This is a genomic window from Anabaena sp. 90, assembly GCF_000312705.1.
In the GTDB taxonomy this organism is placed as follows: Bacteria; Cyanobacteriota; Cyanobacteriia; order Cyanobacteriales; family Nostocaceae; genus Dolichospermum; species Dolichospermum lemmermannii.
Genome location: NC_019427.1, coordinates 1,300,055 through 1,312,500 on the forward strand (window position 1 = coordinate 1,300,055; position 12,446 = coordinate 1,312,500).

A 12,446-nucleotide genomic window follows, 5' to 3' on the forward strand; every position below is an offset into this window, starting at 1 on the left:
GCTTTAAAAGCCTATACTTAAAACCCTCCTAATGCACGAATATTATCAAGAATGGTAACTTCTCCATAGGCATCGCCCACAGCCCGCATTAAAGGTAAAGCTTGATTGTAAAAGACCAGTGCTTTTTGCTTTTCTCCTAAATCAGAGTAGACACCACCGATATTATTGAGAGTGATAGCTTCTACACGGCGATTCCTACGGAGCGCTTCGCTATCGCCTACGGACCTAAGTATGGGTAAAGCTTGGTTGTAGAAGTCCAGTGCCTTTTGCCTTTCTCCTAAAGCATTGTAGACAAGACCGATATTATTGAGAGTGGTAGCTTCTACACGGCGATCGCCCACAGCCCGACGTATGGGTAAGGCTTGGTTGTAAAAGACCAGTGCCTTTTGCTTTTCTCCTAAAGCAGAGTAGACACCACCGATATTACTGAGAGTGATAGCTTCCCCGCTGCGATTCCTACGGAGCGCTTCGCTATCGCCCACAGCCCTAAGTATGGGTAAAGCTTGGTTGTAATAGTCCAGTGCCTTTTGCTTTTCTCCTAAATCAGAGTAGACAAGACCGATATTATTGAGAGTGATAGCTTCTCCACCGCGATTGCCCACAGCGCGACGTAAGGGTAAAGCTTGGTTGTAAAAGACCAGTGCCTTTTGCTTTTCTCCTAAATCATCGTAGACACCACCGATATTATTGAGAGTGGTAGCTTCCCCACCGCGATTCCTACGGAGCGCTTCGCTATCGCCCAAAGCCCGATACAATAATCTAGCCTCCTGCCATTTTTGAATTGCTTGTCGCAAAGACTCTGCTGATCCTTGTTCATAAAGTGCCTGTCCCTCTTCCAAAAGCCGTTCTGCATTTTCCTTTGTTGCTGCTGGAGATTGAGCAATTTTCGAGGAATCATCTTTTGCCAAAACACGGCTAGAGTCAGTAACTGCACTCACACAACCAAACAACAGAATACTAATAGACAAAGTTATATAGCCGTTACCTACCAGTAACACCAGCCAATTATGTTGTTGTTTTCTATTTTTCATCAGAATTACTACTTGGTAAAATTACAAACTCTGTTTAGAATATCAGCTTTTTTTGATGATATTCTCAGTAAACAATATTTTATATAAGCGACCAGTATAAAAGGTTTTCATCTTTTCAAGAATTGTGAGCGGATTTCTGCACGTACACTCATGAGGATTTTACCGAGATGATTTTCTCCCGTATGATTTGCACCACAGCCCCAGAAACAGTCTGTAGGGGAATTTTCTATAAGCATTTCATCACCTGTGATTAATAATATTTCCCTAATATCAGCATGAGTGATAAATTTTTGTAGTACCCCAATCCGCATAACTTGAGTTTTCACCAATTCCCAATCTGGACGGAAACGACGAGAGGGACAACGCCCTAAAGCAGCAGCCTGTTCAGGACTAACAGCAGCGTGAATTAAAGGTATAATGGGAGCATCGGGACTACCAACAAACTTTTGTGCTTGATAATAATGCTCAACGGTTGGCCAGTCAGTACCGTCAATGTTAATACTGTGGGGAGAAAAGTTAGAAAAACAACCATAGGGCTGGGAAACTTGATAAAAGTAAATAGTCATTTGCAAAATTCTCTTTTATACTAAATTAGCTTTAGCAGTAATAATGTAAATGAATAGTAGATTGAGCCATTCTGTTTTATGACTACAGATGCTTTTGAACAAACAAATTGGGTGTGGGAATTTTCCTTATTCCAACAACAAGTAGGGGAATGGATAGAATACCAATTTTCCCGGTTTCAAAAAACTTTACCAGAATTACCGCCTGGTTGGTCAATCAATCCCTGGTTAGGTGAATTACTAAATATCCTATTTTGGTTAGGATTGGGTTTATTCGTGGTATGGATAGGTTGGCGATTATGGCAAGAATTCAATCCTTATATCTATGCTTGGCTAAATGCAATGAGTAATTCTCCAGGTTTTAGAACCAAAGCTGATTCTAGGGAAACATCAATTGCCTTACTGTTAAACCAAGCTCAGGAATTTCACCAACAGTATAATTACACAGAGGCTTGTCGTTGTGTGTATTTAGCAATGCTACAGCAATTGCATGAACAAGCGATCGCCCACCAACAACCTAGCCGCACAGACGGAGAATATCTGCAATTACTCAAATCCTCTGTCACTCTCATTCAACCATATCAAACATTAATTAACACCCATGAACAATTATGCTTTAGTGAGCATGAAATGTTAGCAGAAAATTATCAACAGTGTTGGCAAGCTTATAGAAAAATCCAGGAATCATTAGTCAGGAGTCAGGAGTAAAAGTTTCTTTTAAGGGACTTCCAAATAAAAATATGTCCCAAAACTAACGCAAAAACTCTCTCTATTTCTTCTCTCTCTGTGTTCTCTGTGCCTCTGTGGTTCTTTTGTTCATTTATTGGGATAATTTTTTTCTTGGAAATTCCTAATTCAGATAAATCATGAAACGCAATCAGCGCGTTGCTTGGTTAGGTGCGATAGTCTTAGCCGTGATTATTTTACTTACCACTATAGCAGCCCCCAATACCCAAATAACTAGTGGTTCTACTTATAACCGCAGCCCTGATGGCTATGGTGCGTGGTATGCTTTTATGCAAGATCAAAATATCAGTATTCAACGTTGGCAAAAACCATTTAGTGATTTACCAACAACAAAGAACCCTATTACCTTATTACAAGTTAATAGCACCCTTCAAGAAATAGAAATATATTCAGAACAAGAAGAATGGATAGCAAAAGGGAATAACCTAGTAATTTTAGGAATTAAAAAACCAGTAACCGCAGCAGCATTTAGTACACAGCAGCAATCAACCTTCGGAAAAGTCAAGATTGATACCCGCCGCCGATATAATATTTCCCAGGAAGAACAAATCACACTAGAAGACAAATTTGGGACAATAATTTGGCAGAAAAAGTTTGGTAAAGGCAAAGTAATTTTAGCAACAACACCATATTTAGCTGCTAATGCCTATCAAAACAATGACAGTAATTTTAAATTATTAGCAGATTTAGTCAGCAAAAATAGTCAAAAAGTATTTGTAGATGAATATATACATGGCTATAAAGATAAAGATATTCAGAAAAAACTAGGAGAAGATAGTATATTAAATTATTTCGCAAAAACTCCCCTATTACCAGCCTTTATCCAGCTAATTGTCCTATTATTGGCATTAACTTGGGCAGAAAATCGCCGCTTTGGTAAATCAGTAACCTTAAAAACATCCTTGATAGATAACAGTCAGGCTTATATTCAAGCTTTAGCGGGAGTTTTACAAAAAGCAGAATCTACTGATTTTGTTGTCGAAATGCTAGGGAAAGAAGAACAAATACAACTTCAGAAAACTTTGGGTTTGAGTCAAATTCCTTTAGACAATCAGGTTTTACTAAAAATCTGGGAAGAACAAATAGGGAATAATACAGAAAAACTTAATGCAGTCTTACAACTACAATCACAAAAACGTCGAATAAGTGAACGAGAACTGATAAGCTGGTTAGAGAAATGGCGTAATTTGCGAAAATAATTAAACGCAGATGAACGCAAATAAACGCAGATAAATACGGATGATTATGATTCTGTGCAGCTTTAGATAAATTTGGTATAGATCTTTTGATGAATATGATATTTCTCGAAATCTTTTTTTTATTCCTTTTTTTGTGAGTGATTGATAAATATGAGTGAAACTAATAATTCGGTTTTAATTAATCTGGGAAAAGCAATTAATCAAATAGTTGTTGGACAACCCGCTTTGATTAAACAGACATTAATTGCCTTATTAGCAGGTGGACATATTATTTTAGAAGGAGTTCCTGGCACAGCAAAAACATTGTTAGTTAAAGTATTGGCACAATTAATCCAATCTGATTTTCGCCGTATTCAACTAACTCCAGATGTTCTCCCGTCAGATATTACAGGGACAAATATCTTTGACTTAAATACCCGCGATTTCACATTAAAAAAAGGTCCCGTTTTTACAGAAATACTTTTAGCCGATGAAATTAACCGCACTCCTCCAAAAACCCAAGCTGCACTTTTGGAAGCAATGGAAGAAATGCAAGTTACCCTCGACGGTGAAAGTTTACCATTACCTGATTTATTTTGGGTAATTGCTACCCAAAACCCTTTAGAATTTGAAGGAACTTATCCCTTACCAGAAGCACAATTAGATCGGTTTTTGTTTAAGTTAATTGTAGATTATCCAGAACAAGCAGCCGAAAAACAAATGTTATTAAATCGTCAGTCTGGATTTACTGCAAAACGTGCAGATATTGCCAACTTAAAACCTATCACCACAGTAATTGATATTTTGCAAGCTAGACAAGCTGTAAAACAAGTTCAAGTATCAGAAACAATAGTTGATTATTTATTAGAAATTGTCAGAAAATCCCGTCAATATCCTGATTTAGCTTTAGGTGCATCTCCTCGCGCTGCGGGTGCTTGGTTGCAAACTTCTCAAGCCGCAGCTTGGTTATCGGGAAGGAATTTTGTAACTCCAGATGATGTAAAATCAGTGGCTTCACCCTTATTGCGTCATCGTTTATTATTGAAACCGGAAGCAATGCTAGATGGTTTACAAATTGATGCAGTAGTTGCAGCAGTAATCAATCAAGTTCCTGTTCCTAGATAACGAAACAAAAATCATGATTCCCTCCAAAAAAGTTTATTTTTTATTAATTGCGGGAATATTTATTTCCCCAATTTTATCTATGATTTTGGGAATTTATCAAACCATAATCATAACTTGTTTATTTGATATTACCGTTTTAATTTTAATGGTAGTTGACGGTTGGGGAATGAAAGCGAAGCGCGTAGAAATTACCCGCGAATTACCTTTACGTTTATCTATTGGTAGAGATAATTCAGTTATTTTAAAAGTTCAAGCTGGGAAAATTGATGCAGTTATTAAAATCCGCGATTATTACCCACAAGAATTTGCTGTTTCTACAACCACAGTTACAGCTAATATAAATGCTAATCAAAATCAAGAATCAACTTACACAGTTTACCCAAATCAAAGGGGAGAATTTTCTTGGGGAAATATGCAAGTGCGACAGTTAGGAATGTGGGGGTTAGTGTGGCATGATTGGCAAATTCCCCACAGTACACAGGTAAAAGTATATCCTGATTTAATAGGATTGCGATCGCTCTCCATTCGTCTCACATTACAATCATCAGGTTCTATCCGTAAAACTCGGCAAATGGGAATAGGCACAGAATTTGCCGAATTACGAAACTACCGCAGCGGTGATGATTTGCGGTTTATTGATTGGAAAGCTACCGCAAGACGTGCTTATGGTAATACAGGACCCCTAGTTAGAGTTTTAGAACCAGAACAAGAACAAACATTATTGATATTACTAGATCGTGGCAGATTGATGACAGCAAAAGTTCAAAGTTTGCAACGATTTGACTGGGGTTTAAATACGACATTATCCCTAGCATTGGCAGGATTGCATAGAGGCGATCGCGTTGGTATTGGTGTATTTGACAACAAACTACATACGTGGATACCTCCAGAACGCGGACAAAATCATCTCAACCAACTCATTGATAAACTCACCCCCATTCAACCAGAATTACTCGAATCTGATTATTTAGGTGCAGTTACCCACGTCGTCAAACAACAAACCCGCAGAGCGCTCGTAGTCATCATTACGGACTTAGTTGATATCACCGCTTCCTCCGAACTTCTCGCAGCCCTTACCAGACTCGCACCCCGCTATTTACCCTTTTGCGTCACCCTGCGAGATCCTCAAGTTGATAATTTAGCACATACATTTACTGAAGATGCCACACAATCTTATATTCGCGCAGTTGCACTAGATTTATTAGCACAAAGACAACTGGCATTTGCCCAATTAAAACAAAAAGGAGTATTAGTTCTTGACGCACCAGCAAATCAAATTTCCGAACAATTAGTTGATAAATATTTACAAATTAAAGCCCGTAACCAACTCTAAATTATTTCTCTCCGTGCCTCTGCGTCTCTGCGTGAGAAAAAATGTAGCTCATATTTTCTTCTTCCGACTACAATACCGCACCAAAACCACAAACAAACCCATCCCTACTAAATATTTAATTGGATTGGGAATAACCGGATTTGGTGAGAAAAAACCCTCAATTAAAGCAGCAACAATCAACATCACCACAATCCCAAAAACCAATTGTACAGCCAAAGAACCATAAAACTTCAAAGCATCCAGACGACGATATTTACCAGGAAATAAAATTGCCCTTGCCAGTAACAAACCTGAACCTCCTGCAAAAAATATCGCAGGTAATTCCAAAGCACCATGGGGAAATACAAAGGCCCAAAATGGATAAGCCAGATTGTTTTGAGCAACTAAAGCACCAATAGCGCCCATTAACAAACCATTGAATACTAATAAATAAGTCGTATATAAACCCGCCGTAATTCCCCCAGCCACAGCCCCAAAAGACACAGAAATATTATTCATCATAATATTACTAGAAGCTAATGGTTCAATCCCCACAATCGAACCCATCCATAATTCATGCTTATCTCGCACCAGGGAAATCAATCTTTCCGGTACTACCAACGACATAAAACTCGGATCTTGCCAAGCATACCACCAAGCAATTAAGCCTCCAAAAACAAACATAGCGGTGGCTGTGGCAATGTATAGGAACGTTTGCTGCACCACTTGAGGAAATCCCCATAGGTAAAATTCCTTAGCCGCTTGCCATTCCTGTCGCCGCGAACCCTGGTAAATTTGTGTATAGGCGCGAGTTGTCAAAGATTGTAAACTTTGAATTAAAGTTTTACCTACTTGCTGGGTACGCGCCCTAGCTAAATCCGCCGCCACGGAACGATATAAACTCGCTAATTCCCTAATTTCCGCAGAACGGAGAGACTTTAACCGTTTTTGTTCCACCTTCTTTAACAAAGCGTCTAAACGCTGCCAATTAGCCTCTCGTCTTCCTATCCAACGTTGAATATTCATAAAATTTCTAAATACTCTAAATACTTAGTACAGATTAGCTTAAAATAACTTCAAAGTAAGCGCCGTATTTTAGGAAAAAATTAACACCATGTCTGGAAATCTTAATTCTCCTAACCCTATTCAACCGTTAAGTGTAGGTAGTGTTGTCAGTGCGGGAATACGATTGTACCGTTCTCATCTTAAAGAATATTTTTTCATAGCTCTTAAAGCTTATGCTTGGTTACTAGTTCCCATTTACGGTTGGGTGAAATTTTATGCCCTTTCAGCCCTGATTTCTCGATTAGCTTTTGGGGAATTAGTTAACCAACCGGAAAGTGTTTCATCAGGTAAACGATTTGTCAATTCCCGCTTGTGGGAATTTTTTGTGAACATGATCCTCATGCTTGCCATTAGTATAGGAATTATGCTTGGATTTGTACTTATTGGCAGTTTATTGATAGGTATACCAACCGCATTACTAGGAGGATTACAGGATGCAAATCCAGCTAATATAGGTATTATCATTTTAATAACTTTGGTAGTCATGATAATCATTTTTACAGGTATTTTGTGGATAGGAACTAGGTTTTATTTAGTAGATGTTCCTCTAGCAATTGAAGATAATGTTAATGGTAGTTCAACCATTAATCGTAGTTGGGAACTAACAAAGGGAAATATTGGCAGAATTCTGGCAATTTCTCTTATTAGTGCTTTAATCACCATTCCCATCCAATTTATTATTCAAATCATCACTAGTATTATTCAGCTAATTTTCACACCTTTACTAAGGGAAGGAAATGTTGGTTTTTCAATGATATTTTCTCTGTTAATAATTGGACTAACTCTTGCTGGTTTGGCCTTAATTGCACCTTTTTGGCAAACAGTTAAAGCAGTTATTTACTATGACCTCAGAAGTCGGCGAGAAGGGTTGGGTTTACAATTACGTGACCACGATATTTAAATATAAAAAATGCACCTTTTTAATCGCATTAAATTCACCACACCCGAAAGTGTGGAAATAGAATTTACCCTGGCTGGAATTGGTAGTCGGGCTTTAGCATTAATGATTGACTATCTAATTTTGGCTTTTACTTTAGTGGTAATTGCGTTGATATGGTCGTTTATTTTTCAACAAATAACTGATGTTGGAGTGAGTATTTTTGGCTCTAATTTCGGCTTGTGGTTGATAGCCATATCTCTATTAAGTCTGTTCTTTATTTACACAGGTTATTTCGTCTTATTTGAAACTCTTTGGCAAGGACAAACACCAGGTAAACGTATTGCTAAAATTCGTGTTGTGCGAGATGATGGTAGACCTGTGGGTTTACAACAAGCAGCATTACGAGCTTTACTCCGTCCTCTTGATGAATCTTTATTTATCGGTGCTTTTTTAATTACTTTCAGTAATCGAGAAAAGCGTCTTGGTGATTTAGCCGCTGGGACAATTGTGATTCAATCAGAAACAGTTGTAAAATCATCAAGTTTAGCTATTTCTGAAGCAGCTAAATCTTTCCATATTCAGTTACGAGAAATAGCCGATTTATCATCTTTATTACCCGATGATTTTGCCATTATTCGAGAATATTTACAGCGACGGAGTGGAATGTCAAAAAAAGCCAGAATAGCACTTTCTTTAAAACTCACCCAACAAGTTCAATCTATTATTAACTTAGAAATTCTCCCAGGGAATATTGCTTCAGATGTATTTTTAGAAGCTGTTTATCTTGCCTATCAACAACCTGAATATTAGAGGCGATTTTCATCCATAATGGGCTATTTACGTGATAATTCATCTGAACCAGGACTTATGGCGAATGCCACATTTTTGAAGTGAATGTGGTAACATATCAAAAAATTGGTGAAACCGAAAAAAGCCACACCAACTTTAATGAAGCTATCCAACTATTCAACGAAATAGAAGCGCCCAAACAAGTTGAGAAAGTGGAAAAAGCAAAAATAGGAAATATCTCTTGATTAAAATTATTTATATGTGTCGAGTTTGTAGGGGTTTAGCACTGCTAAACCCCTACTATGAATTACTTAAAAATCCAAACTCGGCCAGTCTGGTTGACGATAATAGCGGATCATATTATCAAATTTTCGTAATTCCACCTTATTAATGAGAAAATCTGGAGTATCTAACGGCAATGATTGATTAAACTCACAAAACATTGTATTCAGATTTACCCGATCTAACTCTGGGGGAATTTCGCTAAAATACCCCAATGTTACATGAGCCGTAAAATGATAATGCTGCTCAATACCCAAGCCCATTAACGTGCGATTTTGATAAATTATCCGTCGGAACTGAATAATTTCCTCATAAGAACGTTTATCCTTTGGTACTAAACACACACCTACAGCCCTTGGCATCACAATCAACCCCAACATTTGCCAAGATATAGGAGATCCCTTTGTCATCAATTGTTGATATTGTTGAAACATCTCAGCCAACTGAGAATTCAAATCTTCAGCAAATTGGGGATTTTTTGTACAAGCATGATGAAAAGCACTATCCCAAATTAAATCTGCCACCGTCAGATGAAAACTCACAGCAGGAACAGGTACAATCAAATCACCACCAATGGGTAGCTCTAATAATTGCCGTTGATAGGCTTCTATTTGACCGTAGAAAGCAGCGTTTTTCAGGTCTTCTGCTGCTGGTGGGGTAATCAGCGTATAGCCTGGAAAGGGTGTAGCAACTCTTACTCCAGCATGAACCCGAAATTTAGAAGATTCCTGAATATGCTGAATCTGGGTTTTGTAAGCTTCTGGTAGCGTCATGTGTGCTACCCGATTTAAATAGATTTGGTAGTTGTCGTCCAATCTTGATCACCTTGCGCTCTTTTGATAGATTGTAGGGAGATTTACTCAATTTGACCAAATTAATTTTTAATTTTAAATTGCTATGCCAATATATGTTTACTGGGGGGAAGACGATTTTGCCATGGAAAAAGCCGTAGTAACTTTACGAGATCGCATCCTTGATCCCCTCTGGACTAGTTTTAACTATACCTCATTTCCCGCAGATCAACCCGATTCAATAGTCCAAGCTTTAAATCAAGCAATGACACCACCATTCGGGGCTGGTGGGCGTTTCGTGTGGCTCATTAACACCACTCTGGGGCAAAATTGTCCAGAGCCTATCCTAGCCGAATTACAACGCACTCTCAAAGTCATCCCCCCAGATTCCACCTTACTATTAACCAGTCGCAACAAACCAGATGAACGCCTTAAAAGTACAAAACTCCTCAAGCAATTTGCTACAATTTCCGAATTTCCCCTAATTCCCCCTTGGAAAACCGAACTTTTAGTCCAATCAGTTCAACAAGCCGCTCAAACTGTCGGTATAAAAATAAGTCCCCTCGTCGCCGAACTATTAGCCGAATCAGTAGGTAACGATACCCGTCTTCTCTACAATGAACTAGAAAAATTACGTCTTTATACAGAAGGTAGTGGCAAACCTTTAGATGTGAATACAGTATCGGAATTAGTCAGAAATACCACTCAAAACACCTTACAACTAGCAACAGCCATCAGAACTGGAGACACCCCAAAAGCCTTAGGAATCTTAGGTGATCTCAGCAATGCAGCCGAACCGGGTTTACGGATAGTTGCCACACTCATAGGTCAATTTCGCACCTGGTTATTAGTAAAAATGATGATGGACAGTGGTGAACGCAACCCGCAAGCGATCGCTCAAGGTGCGGAAATCTCTAACCCCAAACGCATCTACTTCCTACAGCAAGAAGTCAAATCTCTCCCCCTACAACAACTCATCTCTGCCTTACCACTGCTATTAGAATTAGAAGTCAGCCTCAAGCAAGGTGTATCCGAAACCTCAACCCTACAAACTAAAGTCATCGAACTTTGTCAAATATGTCGCCGCATTTAATAACCCCATCAATATCAATATATTGATTCAATCTTGCTTGACTGGAACTTCTAATTCAGAAAATAATTCAAACTTATGATCGATCACATTTCCTGTTTGTCCTTCTGTGTCACCTGTATTATATATGCTCACAATTTACAGTCTTCATTCAACCAAACGGTTGCAGCGAATTCTCTCTCAACCCTTGATTTTGGCAACTATTGCCACTGCAAGTCTGATATTCGGGACTTTCGGCTTCAATTCCCAAGGAATCGCTCAAACCTTAAACATCAACAATACAGAAGTAACTAACTATGCAAAAGCTGTATTGGGGATGGAACCAGTCCGTCAGCAAGCCTTTGAGGAAATAAAAAAACTCATCGGTAGCAAAGATGTTCCCCAAGTGATCTGTAATGATCCTACAAGTATCAATGCACTACCTGGCAAAGCCAAAGATATTGCCGGAAATTACTGCAACCATTCTCAAAAAATAGTCGAGGATAGTGGTCTTACAGTTGAAAGATTCAATAAAATCACCTTAGAAATCCAAAACAACAATAATTTAAAAAAGCAACTGTATAATACATTACTACATTTGCAAAAGGCTTCACCCTCAAAAACCTCCAAATAAGTAATCTCAAATACTATGATCAGGATGGCAAAAAGCCATGATTATCACTAAAAATCAGGGGAACATAGAGTTTAACCCCTTTATCGCCGATTGATTCCTTCGCTAACCTGCATGAGACCAAAAAGATAATTCCTGTTTTTTTACCAGACTGATAACTTAGAAAATAGGCTGAATCCCTATTTTCACAAAGATTTCAGCTATTATTTCCCCTGCCAAAAAAATATTTTCCCAACCCCCTTGACAAGAAAAGGAAGGATTGCTATATTAGTTAAGTGCCGGGGAGATAAAACAACTCACGGCAACTGAACCGAGAAAAAATAATACTTTGAAAGAATAGATTAAACCAATCCTCGTCGTCAAGATAATTTAAAGAGGATTCGAGATTTTAATTAATTTCGGAGCCGACAAACTCGAAAGAACCAAAATGGAGAGTTTGATCCTGGCTCAGGATGAACGCTGGCGGTATGCTTAACACATGCAAGTCGAACGGAATCTTTAGGGATTTAGTGGCGGACGGGTGAGTAACGCGTAAGAATCTACCTTCAGGTTGGGGACAACCACTGGAAACGGTGGCTAATACCGAATGTGCCGAGAGGTGAAAGGCTTGCTGCCTGAAGAAGAGCTTGCGTCTGATTAGCTAGTTGGTGGGGTAAGAGCCTACCAAGGCGACGATCAGTAGCTGGTCTGAGAGGATGATCAGCCACACTGGGACTGAGACACGGCCCAGACTCCTACGGGAGGCAGCAGTGGGGAATTTTCCGCAATGGGCGAAAGCCTGACGGAGCAATACCGCGTGAGGGAGGAAGGCTCTTGGGTTGTAAACCTCTTTTCTCAGGGAAGAAAAAAATGACGGTACCTGAGGAATAAGCATCGGCTAACTCCGTGCCAGCAGCCGCGGTAATACGGAGGATGCAAGCGTTATCCGGAATGATTGGGCGTAAAGGGTCCGCAGGTGGCATTGTATGTCTGCTGTTAAAGAG

12 protein-coding genes, 1 rRNA gene and 1 pseudogene (1 of these 14 cut by a window edge) are annotated in these 12,446 nt (G+C 39.0%); 10 read left to right on the forward strand and 4 right to left on the reverse strand.

The window, feature by feature from the left end:
- Positions 1–38: 38 nt before the first annotated feature.
- Together ANA_RS05700 and ANA_RS05705 are read right to left on the reverse strand one after the other, a co-directional pair.
- Positions 39–1,031: pseudogene (locus ANA_RS05700) on the reverse strand (tetratricopeptide repeat protein); the annotation flags it as partial.
- Between the two features lie 107 nt (positions 1,032–1,138).
- The gene (locus tag ANA_RS05705) at positions 1,139–1,597 is read right to left on the reverse strand and encodes an NADAR family protein (protein WP_015079105.1); all 459 of its coding nucleotides are present in this window, start codon (positions 1,595–1,597) and stop codon (positions 1,139–1,141) included.
- 78 nt (positions 1,598–1,675) lie between these two features.
- On the opposite strand from ANA_RS05705, the gene ANA_RS05710 reads away from it, so the two are divergent.
- The 4 genes from ANA_RS05710 (at position 1,676) to ANA_RS05725 (ending at position 5,977) form a co-directional block, all read left to right on the forward strand.
- Positions 1,676–2,302, forward strand: a complete 627-nt coding sequence (locus tag ANA_RS05710; RefSeq protein WP_015079106.1) for a DUF4129 domain-containing protein — start codon at positions 1,676–1,678, stop codon at positions 2,300–2,302.
- Positions 2,303–2,460: 158 nt separating this feature from the next.
- A complete protein-coding gene (locus ANA_RS05715) occupies positions 2,461–3,540 on the forward strand; it encodes a DUF4350 domain-containing protein (protein WP_015079107.1) in 1,080 nt (359 codons plus the stop codon).
- 150 nt (positions 3,541–3,690) lie between these two features.
- Positions 3,691–4,644: an AAA family ATPase gene (locus ANA_RS05720; RefSeq protein WP_015079108.1), complete on the forward strand. Its 954-nt coding sequence runs from the start codon at positions 3,691–3,693 to the stop codon at positions 4,642–4,644.
- Between the two features lie 13 nt (positions 4,645–4,657).
- Positions 4,658–5,977, forward strand: coding sequence for a DUF58 domain-containing protein (locus ANA_RS05725; protein ID WP_015079109.1), 1,320 nt, complete (start codon positions 4,658–4,660; stop codon positions 5,975–5,977).
- A 48-nt stretch (positions 5,978–6,025) separates the two neighbouring features.
- Here ANA_RS05725 and ANA_RS05730 read toward each other — a convergent pair whose 3' ends face one another.
- The gene (locus ANA_RS05730) at positions 6,026–6,982 is read right to left on the reverse strand and encodes a stage II sporulation protein M (RefSeq protein ID WP_015079110.1); all 957 of its coding nucleotides are present in this window, start codon (positions 6,980–6,982) and stop codon (positions 6,026–6,028) included.
- A gap of 88 nt (positions 6,983–7,070) precedes the next feature.
- On the opposite strand from ANA_RS05730, the gene ANA_RS05735 reads away from it, so the two are divergent.
- The 3 genes from ANA_RS05735 to ANA_RS26445 all read left to right on the forward strand — a co-directional run bounded on the left by ANA_RS05735 (position 7,071) and on the right by ANA_RS26445 (position 8,935).
- The gene (locus ANA_RS05735; protein WP_015079111.1) at positions 7,071–7,922 is read left to right on the forward strand and encodes a hypothetical protein; all 852 of its coding nucleotides are present in this window, start codon (positions 7,071–7,073) and stop codon (positions 7,920–7,922) included.
- A gap of 9 nt (positions 7,923–7,931) precedes the next feature.
- Positions 7,932–8,711: an RDD family protein gene (locus tag ANA_RS05740; protein ID WP_015079112.1), complete on the forward strand. Its 780-nt coding sequence runs from the start codon at positions 7,932–7,934 to the stop codon at positions 8,709–8,711.
- Positions 8,712–8,797: 86 nt separating this feature from the next.
- Complete coding sequence (locus ANA_RS26445) at positions 8,798–8,935, forward strand: hypothetical protein (protein ID WP_158310507.1); 138 nt, start codon at positions 8,798–8,800, stop codon at positions 8,933–8,935.
- A 66-nt stretch (positions 8,936–9,001) separates the two neighbouring features.
- Here the strand turns inward: ANA_RS26445 and ANA_RS05745 are convergent, their stop codons facing one another.
- Positions 9,002–9,787, reverse strand: coding sequence for a hypothetical protein (locus ANA_RS05745; RefSeq protein ID WP_015079113.1), 786 nt, complete (start codon positions 9,785–9,787; stop codon positions 9,002–9,004).
- Between the two features lie 82 nt (positions 9,788–9,869).
- On the opposite strand from ANA_RS05745, the gene holA reads away from it, so the two are divergent.
- From holA to ANA_RS05760, 3 genes are all read left to right on the forward strand, one after another.
- Entirely contained in the window at positions 9,870–10,856 is a 987-nt protein-coding gene (gene holA / locus ANA_RS05750) for a DNA polymerase III subunit delta (protein ID WP_015079114.1), read from the forward strand.
- A 124-nt stretch (positions 10,857–10,980) separates the two neighbouring features.
- Complete coding sequence (locus ANA_RS05755; protein ID WP_015079115.1) at positions 10,981–11,466, forward strand: DUF4168 domain-containing protein; 486 nt, start codon at positions 10,981–10,983, stop codon at positions 11,464–11,466.
- 421 nt (positions 11,467–11,887) lie between these two features.
- Positions 11,888–12,446, forward strand: a 16S ribosomal RNA gene (locus ANA_RS05760) (it continues 930 nt past the right edge of the window).

Excerpts from the sequence above, each read along its gene's own strand:
- ANA_RS05730 (WP_015079110.1), bottom strand. The coding sequence starts at position 6,982 with ATGAATATTCAACGTTGGATAGGAAGACGAGAGGCTAATTGGCAGCGT.
- ANA_RS05720 (WP_015079108.1), top strand. The coding sequence starts at position 3,691 with ATGAGTGAAACTAATAATTCGGTTTTAATTAATCTGGGAAAAGCAATT.
- ANA_RS05725 (WP_015079109.1), top strand. The coding sequence starts at position 4,658 with ATGATTCCCTCCAAAAAAGTTTATTTTTTATTAATTGCGGGAATATTT.
- ANA_RS05705 (WP_015079105.1), bottom strand. The coding sequence starts at position 1,597 with ATGACTATTTACTTTTATCAAGTTTCCCAGCCCTATGGTTGTTTTTCT.
- holA (WP_015079114.1), top strand. The coding sequence starts at position 9,870 with ATGCCAATATATGTTTACTGGGGGGAAGACGATTTTGCCATGGAAAAA.
- ANA_RS05710 (WP_015079106.1), top strand. The coding sequence starts at position 1,676 with ATGACTACAGATGCTTTTGAACAAACAAATTGGGTGTGGGAATTTTCC.
- ANA_RS05755 (WP_015079115.1), top strand. The coding sequence starts at position 10,981 with ATGCTCACAATTTACAGTCTTCATTCAACCAAACGGTTGCAGCGAATT.
- ANA_RS05740 (WP_015079112.1), top strand. The coding sequence starts at position 7,932 with ATGCACCTTTTTAATCGCATTAAATTCACCACACCCGAAAGTGTGGAA.
- ANA_RS05715 (WP_015079107.1), top strand. The coding sequence starts at position 2,461 with ATGAAACGCAATCAGCGCGTTGCTTGGTTAGGTGCGATAGTCTTAGCC.
- ANA_RS05735 (WP_015079111.1), top strand. The coding sequence starts at position 7,071 with ATGTCTGGAAATCTTAATTCTCCTAACCCTATTCAACCGTTAAGTGTA.